Source organism: Streptomyces sp. NPDC048291 (assembly GCF_043201715.1).
Lineage (GTDB): Bacteria > Actinomycetota > Actinomycetes > Streptomycetales > Streptomycetaceae > Streptomyces.
Map to the genome: position 1 here is coordinate 87,199 of NZ_JBICZC010000005.1, position 16,303 is coordinate 103,501.

The 16,303-nt window shown below is 72.0% G+C and carries 13 protein-coding genes; 6 read left to right on the top strand and 7 right to left on the bottom strand.

The features are described from left to right. Positions 1-58: 58 nt before the first annotated feature. Together ACGF5O_RS14365 and ACGF5O_RS14370 are read right to left on the bottom strand one after the other, a co-directional pair. The gene (locus tag ACGF5O_RS14365) at positions 59-1,855 is read right to left on the bottom strand and encodes an ABC transporter ATP-binding protein (RefSeq protein WP_393810192.1); all 1,797 of its coding nucleotides are present in this window, start codon (positions 1,853-1,855) and stop codon (positions 59-61) included. Beyond that, positions 1,852-3,609 carry an ABC transporter ATP-binding protein gene (locus ACGF5O_RS14370; RefSeq protein WP_393810613.1) on the bottom strand — a complete coding sequence of 586 codons (1,758 nt, stop codon included), beginning with the start codon at positions 3,607-3,609 and terminating at the stop codon, positions 1,852-1,854. The genes ACGF5O_RS14365 and ACGF5O_RS14370 overlap by 4 nt, the downstream gene beginning before the upstream one ends. A gap of 631 nt (positions 3,610-4,240) precedes the next feature. On the opposite strand from ACGF5O_RS14370, the gene ACGF5O_RS14375 reads away from it, so the two are divergent. Next, a complete protein-coding gene (locus ACGF5O_RS14375; RefSeq protein ID WP_393810193.1) occupies positions 4,241-7,459 on the top strand; it encodes an NACHT domain-containing protein in 3,219 nt (1,072 codons plus the stop codon). Between the two features lie 75 nt (positions 7,460-7,534). Continuing rightward, positions 7,535-8,842, top strand: coding sequence for an MFS transporter (locus ACGF5O_RS14380; RefSeq protein WP_393810194.1), 1,308 nt, complete (start codon positions 7,535-7,537; stop codon positions 8,840-8,842). Here the strand turns inward: ACGF5O_RS14380 and ACGF5O_RS14385 are convergent. The 3 genes from ACGF5O_RS14385 to ACGF5O_RS14395 form a co-directional block, all read right to left on the bottom strand. After that, a complete protein-coding gene (locus tag ACGF5O_RS14385; protein ID WP_393810195.1) occupies positions 8,839-9,537 on the bottom strand; it encodes a histidine phosphatase family protein in 699 nt (232 codons plus the stop codon). The genes ACGF5O_RS14380 and ACGF5O_RS14385 overlap by 4 nt on opposite strands. Before the next feature lie 230 nt (positions 9,538-9,767). Beyond that, positions 9,768-10,880 carry a sensor histidine kinase gene (locus ACGF5O_RS14390; protein WP_393810196.1) on the bottom strand — a complete coding sequence of 371 codons (1,113 nt, stop codon included), beginning with the start codon at positions 10,878-10,880 and terminating at the stop codon, positions 9,768-9,770. Beyond that, positions 10,877-11,545: a response regulator gene (locus ACGF5O_RS14395; RefSeq protein ID WP_393810197.1), complete on the bottom strand. Its 669-nt coding sequence runs from the start codon at positions 11,543-11,545 to the stop codon at positions 10,877-10,879. Before ACGF5O_RS14395 ends, ACGF5O_RS14390 begins: the two co-directional genes overlap by 4 nt. A 254-nt stretch (positions 11,546-11,799) precedes the next feature. Here ACGF5O_RS14395 and ACGF5O_RS14400 point away from each other — a divergent pair, with 254 nt between their 5' ends. From ACGF5O_RS14400 to ACGF5O_RS14415, 4 genes are all read left to right on the top strand, one after another. Then, positions 11,800-12,855 carry a serine hydrolase domain-containing protein gene (locus ACGF5O_RS14400; RefSeq protein ID WP_393810198.1) on the top strand — a complete coding sequence of 352 codons (1,056 nt, stop codon included), beginning with the start codon at positions 11,800-11,802 and terminating at the stop codon, positions 12,853-12,855. A 62-nt stretch (positions 12,856-12,917) separates the two neighbouring features. Next, on the top strand, positions 12,918-14,444 hold the full coding sequence (gene miaB / locus ACGF5O_RS14405) for a tRNA (N6-isopentenyl adenosine(37)-C2)-methylthiotransferase MiaB (protein WP_393810199.1): 1,527 nt from the start codon (positions 12,918-12,920) through the stop codon (positions 14,442-14,444). Positions 14,445-14,486: 42 nt separating this feature from the next. Next, complete coding sequence (locus ACGF5O_RS14410) at positions 14,487-14,777, top strand: hypothetical protein (RefSeq protein WP_393810200.1); 291 nt, start codon at positions 14,487-14,489, stop codon at positions 14,775-14,777. A gap of 10 nt (positions 14,778-14,787) precedes the next feature. After that, positions 14,788-15,525, top strand: a complete 738-nt coding sequence (locus ACGF5O_RS14415) for a class III extradiol dioxygenase subunit B-like domain-containing protein (protein ID WP_393810201.1) — start codon at positions 14,788-14,790, stop codon at positions 15,523-15,525. 78 nt (positions 15,526-15,603) lie between these two features. On the opposite strand, the gene ACGF5O_RS14420 is transcribed toward ACGF5O_RS14415, so the two are convergent. Then, a complete protein-coding gene (locus tag ACGF5O_RS14420) occupies positions 15,604-15,891 on the bottom strand; it encodes an antitoxin (RefSeq protein WP_393810202.1) in 288 nt (95 codons plus the stop codon). A 33-nt stretch (positions 15,892-15,924) separates the two neighbouring features. Continuing rightward, positions 15,925-16,224, bottom strand: coding sequence for a hypothetical protein (locus ACGF5O_RS14425; RefSeq protein ID WP_393810203.1), 300 nt, complete (start codon positions 16,222-16,224; stop codon positions 15,925-15,927). Positions 16,225-16,303 lie beyond the last annotated feature (79 nt).

The following is a 16,303-nucleotide window of genomic DNA, read 5'->3' on the forward strand; positions in this document are numbered from 1 at the left end:
GTTCTCGGCTGTTCTCGGCTGCCCGGGACGTTCTGGGCCGTTCTGCGATGTTGTGGGGTCAGTGAGGAGCGGTGGGGGAGCGGTGGTCCGACCAGGCCTGCCACAGGACGGCGTACGGGCCCCGGGCGGCGAGGAGTTCGTCGTGTGTGCCCTCCTCGACCACCCGGCCGTCGCTCAGCACGACCACCCGGTCGGCCGCGGCGGCCTGGCTGAGGCGGTGCGCCACGACCAGCGCGGTACGGCCCCGCAGCGCCTGCTCGGCGGCCTCGTCGAGCAGCCGGGCGCCGGAGCTGCCCGCCTCGGCGGTCGCCTCGTCGAGCACGGCGACCGGCGGATCGGCCAGCAGCAGCCGGGCCAGGGCGAGTTGCTGGGCCTGGTCGGCGGTGAGCCGGTGCCCGCCGTCGCCGACGACCGTCTCCAGCGCCTCCGGCAGGGCCTCGGCCCAGCCGAGGGCGCCCACCGCGGCCAGCGCGTCCCGCAGTTCCTCGTCGTCCGCGTCCGGTCGGGCGAGCCGCAGGTCGTCGGTGAGCGGCCCGGCGAAGACGTGCACCTCCTGGGTGACGAGCCCCACCAGGCGCCCGGAGCCGTCCGGTTCGGCGCCGCCGACGTCTACCCGCCCGGCCTCCGGACGGTGCAGTCCCGCCACCAGCCGCGCCAGGGTCGTCTTGCCCGCACCCGTGGTACCGACCAGCGCGACCCGCTCCTTGGGCCGAACCGTGAGGTCGACGCCGTGCAGCACCGGACGGCCGGGCACATACGCGTGCGCGACCCCGGTCAGCGTCACGGTCGGATCGCCCGCCACACCGGTGGTACGACCGTCCGTGCGCTCGTCGGCCGCGGGCGCCTGCTCGTCGACGACCCCGACCAGCCGGGCCAGTCCCGCTGTCGCCGACTGGGCGTCGTCGAGGAGTACCAGCGCGGTGTTGACCGGCCCGAAGAGACTGTGGAAGTAGAGCGCGGCGGCCGTCGCGGTGCCGACCGAGGCGGCGCCGGAGCGCACCAGCAGGAACCCGGTGACCAGCACGGCGGCCAGGCCCACGTACTCGGCGATGTGCAGCCTGCTGTAGAAGCGGAGCACCAGCCGTACCCCGCGCATGGTCAGCTCCACCGCCGCCCGCGAGCGTTCGGTGACCCGGCGGGTGTGGTCGTCCTGGAGCCGGTACGCCCGTACCGTCCGGGCCCCGCCGATCGTGTCCAGCAACTGCTGCTGCTGGGCCCCGGTGGCGATCCGCTCCTTCGCGTACAGGGGCACGGCGTTGCGCACGTACCAGCGGGCGGTGTGCGCCTGCACCGGCACCGCGAGCAGTGCGGCCAGCAGGAACCGCCAGTCCAGCACGGCGAGCGCGGCCAGGGTCAGCACGATCGACAGCCCGGAGCGGGCGAGTTCGGGCAGCGCGGTGCGGACGGCGTCGGCGACCCGGGAGACGTCCCGGGTGACCCGGGCGTTGAGGTCGCCGGAGCCCGCCCGCTCCAGCCGCTCCAGCGGCAGCGACAGGGCACGTTCGACGAAGAGTTCGCGCAGCCGGGCCAGCGCGGTCTCGCCGAGCCGGGACACCAGGGACATGCCCAGCGCGGTGCTGACGCCCTGCACCACGGCGACCCCGGCGAGCGCGAGGACGGGCCAGGTGAGCGCGTCGGGGGAGCGGTGCTCGGTGACCACGTCCACGATGTGCCCGAGCAGCGGCTGGGTGAGCAGTCCGACGGCCGTCGCGATCACCATGGTGCCGAAGCCCGCGACCGCCAGCTTCCGGTCGGGGCGCAGGAGTTCGCGGACGGCCGCGCGGGTGCGGGCGGGCGTGGCGGTGGGCAGCAGATGGCTCTCGGCGCCGTCCGGCCCCGCGGTGACGTCCGTCATGCCAGCACCGCCGTCCGGTAGGCCGCATGGGTCCGGGCGAGTTCCGCGTGGGTGCCCTCGGCGCCGACCCGGCCGCCGTCCAGCAGCACCACCCGGTCGGTGACGGCGAGCAGCGCGGGGCTGTTGGTCACCACGACCGTCGTACGGCCCTGCCGGAACTCCCGGAGCCCCGCGGCGATCCGGGCCTCGGTGACCGCGTCCACGGCGGTCGTCGGATCGTGCACGACCAGGACCGGAGGCCCGGCCCGCAGCGCCCGCGCCAGCAGGACGCGCTGCCGCTGCCCGCCGGACAGCGAACGCCCGCCCTCGCCCACCCCGGTGGCCGCGCCGCGCGGCAGCGAACGGACCACCTCGTCGGCGTCGGCGGCGGCCATGGCGCGTGCCGTGAGCAGGGCGTCGGCGTCGGCGGTCATGGCCCGGGCCGTCGGTGTGCCGTCGGTGGCGACCACGGCGCGTACCGTCGGCGGGTCGTCGGCGTCGGCCGCCGGGACCACGTTGTCGGCGAGGGATCCCTCGAACAGCGCGGCGTCGTGGGCGGCCACCAGCACCGCCGCCCGCAGCCGGGCCGGGTCCAGCCGGGTCAGCGGCACCCCGTCCAGCTCGACCGAACCGGACTCCGGGTCGCTCTCCCGGCCCAGGCAGCTCAACAGGGCCTCGGCGCAGGCCGGATCGGTCACCGCGATCCCGGTCAGCCGCCCGGCGGGCACGTCGAGGTCCACACCGTCCAGGCCGCCGAGCCGTACCCCGCGCAGCCGCAACTCCCCGCGCACCGCGCCCGGAACCGGCTCGTCGCCGCCCGGGACGGCGGGCCCCGCGGAGAGCACCTCGGCGATCCGGGCGGCGGAGGCCCGGCCCTGCGCCAGCTCGGCGTTGACCCACGCGGACGTCTCCAACGGCCCCAGCAGGAACAGCGCGAGCCCCACCGCCGAGACCAACTGCCCCAGCGTGAGCGACCCGTCGAGCGCCAGCCGGCCGCCCACCCAGGCGATCAGCGCGATGAACCCGCCGGTCAGGGCCAGCACGAGCCCGGTCTGCCACGACTCGGCACGCGCGGCGCGCAGGGTGGCCGCGAGGGAGTCCTGGCTGGTCCTGCGGTAGCGCTCGACCGCGGCCCGCTGTGCGCCCAGCCCCTTCAACACCCTTAGTCCGGCCACCAGATCGGCCGCGACCCCGGCGGCGCCCGCGGCCCGGTCCTGCTCGGCCTCGCTGCGCCGCTCCAGCGGCTTGCCCAGCAGATGCCCGAGCCACAGCAGGACCGGTGTGCCCAGCAGCACGATCAGGCCGAGCGGCACGGAGGTCAGCAGCAGCGCCACGGCGCTGACCGCGATACCGGCGACGGCCGAAATCCCGCTCATCAGGGCCATGTTGACCGCCCCGACGCGTTTGGCGTCCTCGGTGGCGACGTTGGCCAGCTCACCGGAGAGCCGGTCCGCCTCGGCCCCGCCGCGGGCGTCGAGCACCCGGCGCACGACGGCCAGCCGCAGCTCGTGCGCGGCCTCCTCGGCCCCGCGTTCCGCGGCCCGCGCGCCCAGCCGGAAACTCCACGACAGGCAGACGTACAGGACGGCCAGCACCGCCAGCCACAGCACCAGACGCCCGGCGTCCCGGCCGGCCACGGCCTGGTCGACGACGACTCCGATGAGCACCGGGACCAGGGCCTCCCCGAGCTGGTGCACGCACCCGAGCGCCGCACCGAGAGCGACCCGCCGGCCCTGCCTTCGGACCGAGTTCGACAGGACATCCCGCCCCGACAGTTCCCCTGTTCCCACCGGCCACCCTCCGGAGACGGTCAACTTAGGCAAGGCTACTCTAAGTAAATCCCGTCCCGTCAATCCCCGCTCCACGATCCGGAGTCGGCCCGCCGTGGCCCGGCTCCCCTTGCGTGGCGGGCGATCGGCCCGTGGCCGGACCGGTCGCCGGGCCGGTGCGTGGGCCCGCGTGCTGGGGGACTCGCCCGGTTGTGGAGCGCTGGGAGAGCATGCGTGAAGGCCGTTGGAAGCGGGCTGTCCGGCAGACCCGGCCGGCTCCGCGGTGGCGGCCCGGACGACCGCGGCCCGCCGAACTGCGCGGGGAGAGCCGTCGGGTTGGCCCGTAACCGTTCCGCTGCGGTCGGGCACCCGGGGCGGCGGCAGGGGCCGGCCGGGCGCGGGAGCGCTCCCGGTCGTCGCCGTGGTCCTGGCCGCCGAGCACCACCCCTCCTGATCGGCAGGCGGGTTGATGACCGCTTCCGCCGTCGGAGCCCCGGCCGGTTCCCTGAGTCACGTGTACCGGTCCGTAAAGGCGAACCGGGTCCGGAGCACATACTCCCGCGAGGTTTGCCGGTCACCGGCGCTCCGCCGGCTCCGGTGCTCTGGACCCGGCACGCCGAAACAGCCAGTGGCTGCCGTGACGTCGCTGCGCACGTATGTGCTAACCCTCGGAATGGGTGACCGGCGGCATGCCGTGGGCAATTTCCGCATACGGCTCGGTCATGTGCCGAGCGTGCGTTCCAACAGCTGCATCGTCCCTGAGAGTTGTGGGCCTATGCCGGGCAAGATAGTCGGGCTGGTCACCGCTGCGGTACTGCCGCCGGCTGTGATCGCCGGGTTGTGGCGAGATCTGGTGACGAGCCATCCGCTGATCGCGGCAGTTCTCCTCCTGGTCTACGAGGGCGTGCTCGGGTTGGCGGCGTTCGTCTGGGGGATCGCGCAGGAGGTGGCGAAGCGCTGGCAGCATCGGCTCGTCGAGCGAGTCGATCAGGCGCTGTGGCAGCGCCTCTCCCGATTTCCCCGCCGCTACCGGGCCGCCCTGCTCGGCAGCTTGCGGTTCGTCTATCTCAAGGACTTGAAGACGCCGGGCTACTACGCCCCTGAACTGGACGAGATTTACATCGACCTCAGGCTTGCCCGCCAACTCCCGGAACGGGTCGAGCAGAGTTTCCTCGCCCGCTTTCCCCAGGACGCGACCGCCCGTCTTGGGCTGGACGAGTTCCTTGACAGTGATCACCCCGTGATTCTGGCGATAGTGGGGGCTCCTGGCAGTGGCAAGACCACCCTTGTCCGGCGGACGGCCCGACAGATCTGCCAGGCGCCCCGAGGCCGCCGTCGCCCGGTCCCCATCCTGCTGTTCCTGCGTGATCACGTGACCACAGTGCTTGCCTCCGCACAGGTCACCCTGGCCGATCTGGTTCGGACGACGCTGGAACGCGGGGTGGACGAGCCCACCGGCTGGTTCGAGCAGAGGCTTCGGGACGGCGAGTGCGTCGTGCTGCTCGACGGGCTGGACGAAGTGGCGAAGGAAGAGGAGCGGCTGGTGATGGCCGCCTGGGTGGAGCGTCAGGTCGCTCAGTACCCGGCGAACGATTTCGTCGTCACTTCCCGTCCGCAGGGCTACATTGCCGCGCCGGTCGACGGGGCGGCTGTCCTCCAAGTGCGCAGCCTCACCGACGACCAGGTGACGAAGTTCGTCCACAGCTGGTATTTCGCGGTCCTGCGGCACTTCCCGGACCGGGAGGAGTCGGATGTCCGGCGCGAGGCGCAGTCGGCGGCAGACGATCTTCTCGCACGCTTGAACAACGCCCCCTCCCTGCTCGACCTGACGGTCAACCCACTGCTGCTGACGATGATCGCCAACGTTCATTTCTATCGAGGTGCGCTTCCCGGCAGCCGGGCGCAGCTGTACGACGAAATCTGTCAGGTCATTCTCTGGCGCAGGCAGGAGTTCAAGCGTATCGGCAGTGAACTTCGCGGCGAACAGAAAGAGATCCTGCTCCGCCGTCTCGCGTTCTCGATGATGGACCAACGCGTGCGCGACCTGCCCCGCTCACTGGTTCTCGCGGAGATCGAACCGATGCTGCGGCGGATGCCCACCTCGCAGACCGCAGCGGAGTTCTTGGCCGAAGCAGGATCGAGTGGGCTGCTGGTGGAACGTGAAAGTGGTCAGTACTCCTTCGCGCATCAGACCTTCCAGGAATACCTTGCTGCCGCGCACCTCCATGACGTGGGGGGCTCCGGGTTGCTCGCCGGAACCGTCGACGATGTGTGGTGGCGTGAGTCCACCCTTCTGTACGTGATCGGATCGGACGCCGATGCCGTCGTCGAGGCGTGCCTCAGCTCAGGCAGCGTGACCGCGCTGTCCCTGGCTTTCGACTGCGCGGAACAGGGCTGTCATCTCGCCCCGGAACTGCGCGAGCGCCTTGACGGGCTCCTTGCCTCGGCGCTCGGACCGGGCACCGACCGCGATCGGCTGCGTTTGATGGCCAGTGTGATGGCGACGCGTCAGCTGCGTCAGCTGGTGCGGACCCAGGCGGGCGGCCACATCTGTACCCGGCCGGTGACGCGTGGCCTCTACCGGCTCTTCCGGCTGGACTGCGACGTCCCGCCCCCTGACCGACCGGGTGTCGACGGAGCCACGGGTGCAACGCCGGCTGATCGGCGAGACGCGGAACCGCCCGTCACCGGAGTGCGTGCCGCGGAGGCGGTTGCCTTCGTCGGCTGGGTCAACGGCATCACGAGCGACGATCCGGGCTACCGTCTCCCGACACAACGGGAATTGCAGGACCCCGCTGTTCTGCGCGCTCTCACCTTCGTCCGGCACGGCGCCGGTTCCCGCAGCTTCTGGCTGATGCCGGACCGGGAGCCGGAACGGCCGCAACTATGGCCCGTGCCGGGCAGTCCGCATCCTTACGCGATGGATGCGGTCACCCTGAAGCGCCACGTCAGCGAGGACATGAGGCGCGCACGCACGGCCCTCGTCCGTCTGCTTCTGGTGCGGGGAGTTGTTTCCCTCCGCGTGTTGTCGCACACCCTGGACCTTGCCCCCACACATGGTGTTGCCGCCGCCGACGCACTTGATCACACGCATGACCTTGTCCGGACGCTCCGGCACACGGTCGCGCTGGACCCCGGCCTGCGTGGGCAGCTCACGGCGGCGTTCGCCCTGGCTGAGGACCTCGGCGGCACTCTCCGCCGCGCCAGGCGGCGCGACCGGTCCGGTGGAATCGCCGCCGCCCTCGAACACCGGTTGGTGTCGGCTCTGGAAGTCCGTCGCGACGGCGCTCAGGCCGATGTCCTCGACCTCGTACTCCCACCCGGCATGGCCGTGGGCGGGGAGCTTTCGAACGACCATGTATTCGACCGTGCACTGGAGCATGCGATGGGGACCGCCCTGTCGTCCTCGATGACGCACGTACTCCGCCTGGACGCCGATGCGGATTCCTGGTTCACCGAGTTCGCTCGGGAGTTCATCGAGGAGACCTGCGCCGAATTCGGCCCCCGAACCGTGCCGTTGAGTGACCTGCCGGCCATGGCTCGGGAGGCCGGAAGTCTCCTCCTGTCCTGTCTTCAGGGGTCCTCGGAGGTTGTGCCGGGTACCTGGGCTCGTACCGTCGTTCCCTTGTTCGTCGAAGCGATGACGTCGGCATGGGGAAGCCGCGACGGGATCGCTCCGTATGCCGCAAGCCGTGTGCGTCTCGCGGCCCTCTGCCTGGCGGCGGAAGCCGCCGCCCGGGGCGCATCGCGAGCCCGTCACATTTTCCTCGACCTCGCGGCCGGTGTGACGTTGCTGGAAGAGAGACATACGGGAGTGCGGACTCCGGACGAGATGATTCTGCTGGGGACTTCATAGCAGCCGACGTGGGTTCGGTTCTGATCGCGTCGGCCGTCGGCGCCTCGTGACAACACCACTTCATCAGGAGGTCGCGTGCCGCACGAAAACGGGCCGGCGCGACGTCATCGAACTCGCGGTGGTACGTATCGTCCGTTGTCGCGCCGCGGTGTCGTCGCCGCCTCCATCGGACATGCACTTGAATGGTTCGACTGGAACTCCTACGTGATCTTTTCTGTTTTCTTCGCTCCGCATTTCTTTCCCTCCGGCCGTTCCGGAGCCGCGCAACTCGACACATTGGTGATCTTCGCGGTCGGGTTCCTGTTCCGTCCCCTGGGCGGGATTGTCCTGGGTGGTTTCGCCGACCGGCACGGCCGGCGCAACGCACTGACCCTGTCCATGCTGCTCATGGCGGGTGGCAGCCTGCTCATCGCCGTGTGCCCGACATACGAGCAAGTCGGGCCGGCCGCCCCGGGACTGCTGCTTGCCGCGCGCGTGGTTCAGGGGCTGTCGACGGGAGGTGAGATGGCGACGTCCGCGACGTATCTGGCCGAGGTCGCGCCGCAAGGCCGCCGCGGCTTCTACTCCAGCTTTTCCTACGTCACCGGGACACTGGGCAGTCTGGCCGCGACGCTCCTCGGACAGCTGATTCTCGGTCAGGTCGGCGCGACGGGAATGGGGGATTGGGCCTGGCGCCTTCCCTTTGCCTGCGGAACGGGTCTCGGTTTCTATGCCCTGTACCTGCGGCGTTCCCTGGACGAGACCGGTCCCTACCTCATGGGGCAGGACCTTCGAGTGCGCCGCCCCACGTGGGAAGTTCTCCGTCGGCATCCCGCCGGCGGGTTGCGCGTGGCCGGGTTCACGGTCGGCGCGACGACCGTCTACTACACCTTCCTCGTCTATCTTCCCGGATATGCGCAGAGCACGTACGGCATGTCCGCCGCCTCCGCCCTGTGGGCGGCCGTCGTCGCGCAGGGCGTCATGACGGTGGCGCTTCCGGCCCTGGGAATCCTTTCCGACAGGATCGGCCGTAAGCCGCTCCTGAGCGTCTTCGCCGGCGGCTACGTGATACTGGTCGTGCCCTTCTTCTCCTGGCTGTCCTCGTCGGCGTGGACCCTCTTGGCCATCATGACGACCGGCCTGCTGCTCTTCGGGTGCTATGCGGCTGTCGCACCCACCGCGATGGCTGAGCTCTTCCCCACCCAGGTACGGTCCGTGGGGCTGGGTATGCCCTATTCCCTCGTCGTTGCGCTTTTCGGTGGTACGGCCCCGTACCTCGTCCAGGCACTGACCGACCACGGTCACGGAGACTGGTTTCCCTGGTACGTGCTCGTGCTCTGCCTTGTGTCCCTGGCGGTCTACCTGACCACGCCCGAGACCAAGGACGTGAACCTCCTGGACTAGCCGCAGCCGGTGAGGGCCGATTCCGGCAGGTACCAGGAGCCTGCCCCGCCGTCCGGGTGGACCACCGTCGGCCGGGCGTTGCCGGCGGCCGCGGTCGCCGGGGGCCGCGAGAGCAGCCGTCGCCGGGGCTCCTGGGGGGAGACACGGCCGAACTGGACGTCCCAGAAGCCGTCCCGCCGGGTGAGGATGACCGTGCTCAGGGGCGGCACGGAGAGGTGCCAGAAATTTCTCACCGGTACGCCCAGGGCATGGATGAGCGCGGCTCGGACGACGGCTGCTTCGACGATCGCCACGACGTGGCCCGTGTCGGGCGCCAGACCGCCCAGCCAGTCCGCCGATCGACGGCAGAGCCGGCGTACGGACTCCCCGCCGTGGGGCGCGGCATCCGGATCCGTGAGCCAGGCGCTGAACCCGTAGGGGTCGGTCGCGGCGACGTCGGCGACGGTGCGACCGCGCCATCCGCCCACGTCGAGATCGCGCAGCACGGGCTCGGGCACCGCCGCAAGGCCGAGGGCGTCGGCAGTCTGCGAGCAGCGGGTCGAGGGCGTCCGGACGGCTCGCCCGCGGGCGGAGAGCGCCGCTCTCGCGGCGCCTGCCAGCAGCAGGCCGCTGTCGTCGAGGGGGGCGTCGCCGAGGAGCGGGTCCAGCGTGGCGTCACCGCCGGGCGCGCACAGAAGCGTCAGGTGGATGGACATGGGACCGACCTCCTTCTTGGCCCTTCCAGGCCCTTCTCGGCCTGGCACGGCATGGGGCGGTGCGAAAGCCGCTCTTCCTGCCCCGCCGACGCCATGTGGTGCCTCACGTGTTCCACAGTCGGTGCAGGCCCCCCGCCCGCACTATCCGCCAGGTGTCCGGAACCACCCCGCCGAGTGGCCGACCTGCCCCCGGGGCCCGGTCGCCTCGCGGCGTTCACCGGTTCCGGCGTTCACCGGTTCCGTTCGACAGGCAGTTCGAGGCGGAGCTCGTACCCCCCTTCGGACGTCGGGCCGGAGGTGACGGTGCCGCCGAGGAGTTCCGCGCGCTGGGCCAGGCCGACCAGGCCGTTCTGGGCGCTCGGCAGGGCGTACGCGGGCCGGGTGGGGGCGGTGTTGCTGACGGTGGCGCGGAGGACACCGTCCGTATGCCTGACGTGGACGGTCGCGGCGGCGCCGGGGGCGTGCTTGCGGACGTTGGTCAGCGCTTCCTGGACGGTGCGGTAGACGGCGCGCTGCACCGTGGGCGGAAGCTCCTCGGGCAGGTCGGTCTCCAGCTTCGCCTCGATGCCGCTGCCCCCGACCAGGTGCTCCAGATCGGCGAGCGAAGGCTGCGGGGTGAGCTCCGTGGGCCTGCTGCCGGAGGCCCGCAGCACGCCGACCATGTGCCGCAGCTCCTCCAGGGTCTGCACGCTCAGCCGGCGGATCGTGGCCCCGGCCTGCCTGGTCTCGGCGTCCCGGCCGCTCACCTGGAGCGCTCCGGCCTGTACGGCGATGAGACTGACCTGGTGGGAGACCACGTCGTGCATCTCCCGGGCCAGCTGGGCGCGCTCCTTCGCCAGCACGCTCTGGGCGGTCAGCAGCCGCTCCTGCTCGCGGGCCTCGGAGATGTCGGCGAGCCGCAGGGACAGCTCCCGCCGGGCCTGGACGAGCTGGCCGAGGAAGACGGGAGCGGCGGCGGTGGCCAGGGTGTAGCTGAGGTGGAACAGGCCGTTCGTCTGGGACAGCTCGGTGGCGTCCAGCGAGGACCACGGCCAGGGCAGGAAGTCGATGATCGCGTAGGCCAGCGCGCAGCCTGCCAGCAGGAGACGGTGGCGGTTGACGGAGGAGAGCGTGTACAGCGCGGCCATGGGAGCGACCACCGAGTCGGTGACCAGGGCGGTGGGGAGCGTGAGGACGAAGGTCGTCAGGGGCAGCCGGTGCCGCAGCATCAGCGCGAGGCCGCCGAGCAGCGCGCAGAAGGCGGCCGGCTTCTCCTGGACTCCGACATGCGCCCAGGCGTCCGCCAGCGCGACCCCGACGACGCCGATGTCGAGGAGCACGGCCGTCGGCCGCCGGGAGGTCATCGGACGCCCTCGTCCTGCGCGGGGGTGAGCAGGCCCGCCCGCTCGGCGACGAGAGCCGCCTGGACCCGGCTGCTCACCCGCAGTTTGCCGAGGACGCTGGTGACATGGCCCTTGATGGTGCCGGTGCTCAGGTGCAGCCGTTCGCCGATCTCGTTGTTGGCGAGCCCTTCGGCCATGAGGACGAGCACGGCACGCTCGCGTTCGGTGAGCCCGGCGGTGAGACGGGCGGCGGCCGGCTCGCGGCCGCTGTTGTCGAGGTAGCCGCCCACCACCAGGCGGGTGACCTTGGACGACAGCACGGTCCCGCCCTGGGCCAGGGTGCGCACCAGATGGGGCAGCTGCTCCGGGTCGGTGTCCTTGAGCAGGAACCCGGCGGCGCCCGACCGCAGCGCCGTCGCCACGTATTCGTCGGTGTCGAACGTGGTGAGCATGGCGACCACCGGCGGCCGCGGCAGGCCGCGGAGGTCGGCCAGGATCGTGAGCCCGTCCACGTCCGGCATCCGGATGTCGAGCAGGACGACGTCGGGCCGCAGCTCGCGCACCGTGCGCACGGCCCGGCCGCCCGGTACCGCCGCGACGACCTCGATGTCGTCCGCCGTTTCGAGAATGTGCATGAAACCCGTGCGGATCAGGGCTTCGTCATCGACCACCAGTACCCGGATCACGTGCGCTCCGCTCGTCGCGTGCCCTGTCGGTGCGTACCCCGTGGCGGCCGTCCGGCCGGCGGCCGGCGCGGAGAACCCGCCGGTTGGCGGCGCGACCTCAGCCGGTCGGCGGGCGCGCCCGCCGCCACGGCGGTGAGCGCGTCGCCTCGGCGAACCGCGCCGCCGGCCCGCCCGTGGCGCAGCCGGGACCTCCGCATCCGCCTGACTACGCTGAGCGACGGGAGACCACACCGCCCAGGACAGATCGGGAGACCATGGCCCTCGACCTAGACATCGACCGCATCCGCGAGCTCGTCGGCGAAGGCGTCCGCGACAAGGTCTACCCCGGCGCCGTCTGGGCCGTGGGCGACCGCTCCACCATGGCCATCGGCACCCCGGGCGTCCCGGACCCCGACCGGCCCGACGAACCGATGCGGCACGACACCCTCTTCGACGTCGGCGGCCTCACGGAGATCCTCGCGGTCTGGCCGGCCGTCGGCTGCCTCGTCGCGGACGGCACCCTGCACCTCGACGCGCCGCTCGGAGACTTCTGGCCCGAGGTGACCGGCCACCCCCTGGGCCGGGTGACCACCCGCCACCTGCTCACCCACACCGCGGGACTTCCGCCCCGCACCGACCCCGACCTGGGGAAGCTGTACGGCACCCACCCCCGGGACATCCGCGACGGGGTCCTGCACGAAGCCGTACACCGTCCGCCCGGGGAGGCCGTGGAGTACACCGACCGTGCCGCCCTCGTCCTCGGCCACCTCGCCGAAGCACTCTCCGGCCAGGGCCTCGACGTCCTCGCGGCCACCCGCGTGTGGCAGCCCCTCGGCATGACCCACACCCGCTACGGCCCCCTGCCGGACGAAACGGCCGCCCGCTGCGCGCCGACCGAAGTCGACGACAGCACGGCGGTCCGCCTGAAGGGCACCGCCGCATCGTCGTCGGCGCGCCTGCTCGGCGGAGTCTGCGGCGCCTCCGGAGCGTTCTCCGCCCTCCCCGACCTCGCCGCCTTCCTCCGCCACCTGCTCCAGCCGGGACAGGGCGGCGGACAGCCGGGCCTCGGCCCCGCCTGGATCCAGGAGTCGCTGCGGATCCGGACCGGCGATCCCACACCCGCCTGCGGACTGTTCTGGCACCCGGTCCCGGGAACCGCCCCCGGGGCCGACGACATCTGGGCGCCCCACGCCGCCACCGGAGCAGGCGCCTGGCTCTCGCCGAAACAGGGCCGCTGGGCGGTCCTGCTGACCAACGAGCTCTACTACGCCGGCGACCCCGGACCCGTCGGCCGCATCCGCGGCGCCTTCCGCTCGCTCGCCTTCGCCTGACGGTGCGCTCCCCGCCGGACGGGCCGGGATGGCGGTCTCCGGGGACCGCCTACCCTTGACCCATGACCAGCAGCAGCGACCGGAGCCCGGTAGTGGACGTTCAGGCACCCAGGACCTACGAAGTGCGCACCTACGGGTGCCAGATGAACGTCCATGACTCCGAGCGATTGTCCGGGCTGCTGGAGGACGCCGGTTACGTGCGCGCCCCCGAAGGGGCGGACGGCGACGCCGACGTGGTCGTTTTCAACACCTGCGCGGTCCGCGAGAACGCCGACAACCGGCTCTACGGCAACCTCGGCCGGCTCGCGCCGAGGAAGGCGTCCCGCCCCGGCATGCAGATCGCGGTCGGCGGCTGCCTGGCGCAGAAGGACCGCGACACCATCGTGCGGAAGGCCCCCTGGGTCGACGTCGTCTTCGGCACGCACAACATCGGCAAGCTGCCGGTCCTGCTGGAGCGCGCCCGGGTCCAGGAGGAGGCCCAGGTGGAGATCGCGGAGTCGCTGGAGGCGTTTCCCTCCACTCTGCCGACCCGCCGCGAGAGCGCCTACGCGGCCTGGGTGTCGATCTCCGTCGGCTGCAACAACACCTGCACCTTCTGCATCGTCCCGGCCCTGCGCGGCAAGGAGAAGGACCGCCGCACGGGCGACATCCTCGCCGAGATCGAGGCCCTGGTCGCCGAGGGCGTCTCCGAGATCACGCTGCTCGGCCAGAACGTCAACGCCTACGGCTCCGACATCGGCGACCGCGAGGCCTTCAGCAAGCTGCTGCGCGCCTGCGGCACCATCGAGGGCCTGGAGCGGGTGCGGTTCACCTCCCCGCATCCCCGTGACTTCACCGACGACGTGATCGAGGCCATGGCGGAGACGCCGAACGTCATGCCGCAGCTGCACATGCCGATGCAGTCCGGTTCGGACACGGTCCTGAAGGCCATGCGCCGGTCCTACCGGCAGGAGCGCTACCTCGGGATCATCGAGAAGGTGCGGGCCGCCATCCCGCACGCGGCGATCACCACCGACATCATCGTGGGCTTCCCCGGCGAGACCGAGGAGGACTTCGAGCAGACCATGCACGCGGTCCGCGAGGCCCGCTTCACGCAGGCCTTCACCTTCCAGTACTCCAAGCGGCCCGGCACCCCCGCCGCCACCATGGAGGACCAGATCCCCAAGGAGGTCGTCCAGGCGCGCTACGAGCGTCTCGTCGCCCTCCAGGAGGAGATCTCCTGGGACGAGAACAAGAAGCAGGTCGGCCGCACGCTCGACCTGATGGTCGCCGAGGGCGAGGGCCGCAAGGACGGCGCCACCCACCGCCTCTCCGGCCGCGCCCCCGACAACCGCCTGGTCCACTTCACCAAGCCGGACCAGGAGGTCCGCCCCGGCGACGTCGTCACGGTCGAGATCACCTACGCCGCCCCGCACCACCTCCTCGCCGAGGGCCCGACGCTCGCCGTCCGCCGCACCCGCGCCGGCGACGCCTGGGAGAAGCGCAACGCGGCCGGGGCGGCCAGGCCGGCCGGCGTGCTGCTGGGGCTGCCGGGGATCGGCGTGCCGGAGCCGCTGCCGGCGGCCACCGGAGGCTGCGCGGCGCACTGAACACGCGCCATACTCCTCACGTCGATCGGACGGGGGCGGAGCATGGCGCGCTGGGTGGTTGTCGTGCAGTTCGGGAACGGGGAGTACTACAAGGTCGAAGAGGTCACCCGCTTCGAGAGCACCCAGGAGCAGGCCCGGGCCACCCTGTACGAGGTCGCCTGTACCCACCGTCCGCGCACTGGTCTGCGCCAGCAGCGCCGTGAGGTGTTCCGGGTGGGGGACGGGGACGAGTACTACGTCCACATCGTCGGCATGATGTCCACGCACCGTGTGTTCTACCGGCTGGCGGAACTGGCGTGGAGCAGCGGTCCTGCGCCCGTGTACCCGCAGTAGGCTGCCGATCATGCTTGTCGCAGCAGCAGTCTGTCCCTGCCCGCCCGTGCTCGTCCCCGAGCTCGCCGCGGGAGCCGCGCCGGAGCTGGACGCCGCGCGTGCCGCCTGCACCGACGCGCTCGGGGTGCTCGCCGTCGCCCGGCCCGACCTCCTGGTGGTGGTGGGACCCGCCGAACAGCCGGGACGCGGCGTGTTCCCGCAGGGCAGCCGGGGTACTTTCCGGGGCTTCGGGGCCGAGGTCGACGTACGGCTGGGCGGCGGCCCCGCAGGCGGGCCGGAGGGCGGGCCGGAGCCGGACGGTGAGCGCGAGCTGCCGCCCTCGCTCGCCGTCGGCGCCTGGCTGCTGGAGCGCACCGGCTGGGCCGACGCGCCCGTCGAGGGGCTCGGCGTCGGCGAGCCCCTGGAGACCGAGCGGTGCGTCCTGGCCGGCCGGGAGATCGCCGGCCGCGCCGAGCGGGTGGCGATGCTGGTGATGGGCGACGCCAGCGCCTGCCGCACCCTCAAGGCACCGGGCTACCTGGACGAACGGGCGGCCCCCTTCGACGCCGAGGCCGCCCGCGCGCTGGGCGCCGCCGACATCGAGGCGATCAAGGCCCTCGACACCGACCTGGCCCACCGGCTCAAGGCCGCCGGCCGGGCCCCCTGGCAGATCCTCGCCGGCGCGGCCGAGGACGCCGGCCTCGCCGGGGCCCTCCTCTACGACGACGCACCGTACGGCGTCTGCTACCTGGTGGCGGCCTGGTCCTGAACGGCTGCCGAAACGGCGGACGGCCGGGAGTCGGGTGACTCTCGGCCGTCCGCCGATCTGCGCCGGGACCCGCCCGGCTCAGGAAGCCGACGGCGGCCCCTCCGGCCGGGTCGGGGCGGTGGGGTCGGGCGTCGTACCGCCCATGGCGTCCGGGTGCACGAACCGGTCCACGGCGCCCTTGGCCCTGCCCGTACCCGTCTGGATCTTGTCGCTGTACTTGCCCTTGGTCTTCTCGTCGACGACCCGCGCGGCCTTGTCGATGCCGTGCTGCAGCTTGTCGATCTTGTCCTCGTGCTGCTGCGCGAGGTGAGAGGCCTTGTCCTTGGCCGGGGCGAGCTTGGCCTTCAAATTGTCCAAAAGACCCATGGTTACCTTCCCTATGGCTTCCCTCGCGGGCCGTTATGTGCGGGCGTTCTCGCCGGACTCGTTGTCGGCGGCCTCCTTGGCGGACTGCTGCTTGGGGATCTCGGTGTCCGCGGCGGCAGCGGCGCGCTCCGTCTCCGCCCTCGCGTCCCGGCCGTCGTCCTCGCCGGAGCCCTTCGCCTCGGCCACGGCCTCGGCCGCCTCCTCCGCGGCGTTCTCCGCTCCGGGCCCGTCGGGCCCGGCACCGGCCGACGCCTCGACCTCAGGCTCTTCCGGCGTCCTCGGCTCTTCCGACGCCTTCTGCTTCTTCCCAAGGAACCGTGCAAAAACGCCCATATCCACTCCATACGTTACTCGTGCGAGCGAAATCCCGCGTGACCCCGGTGCGTCCGATTGCGCCGGACCGGTCGCGACC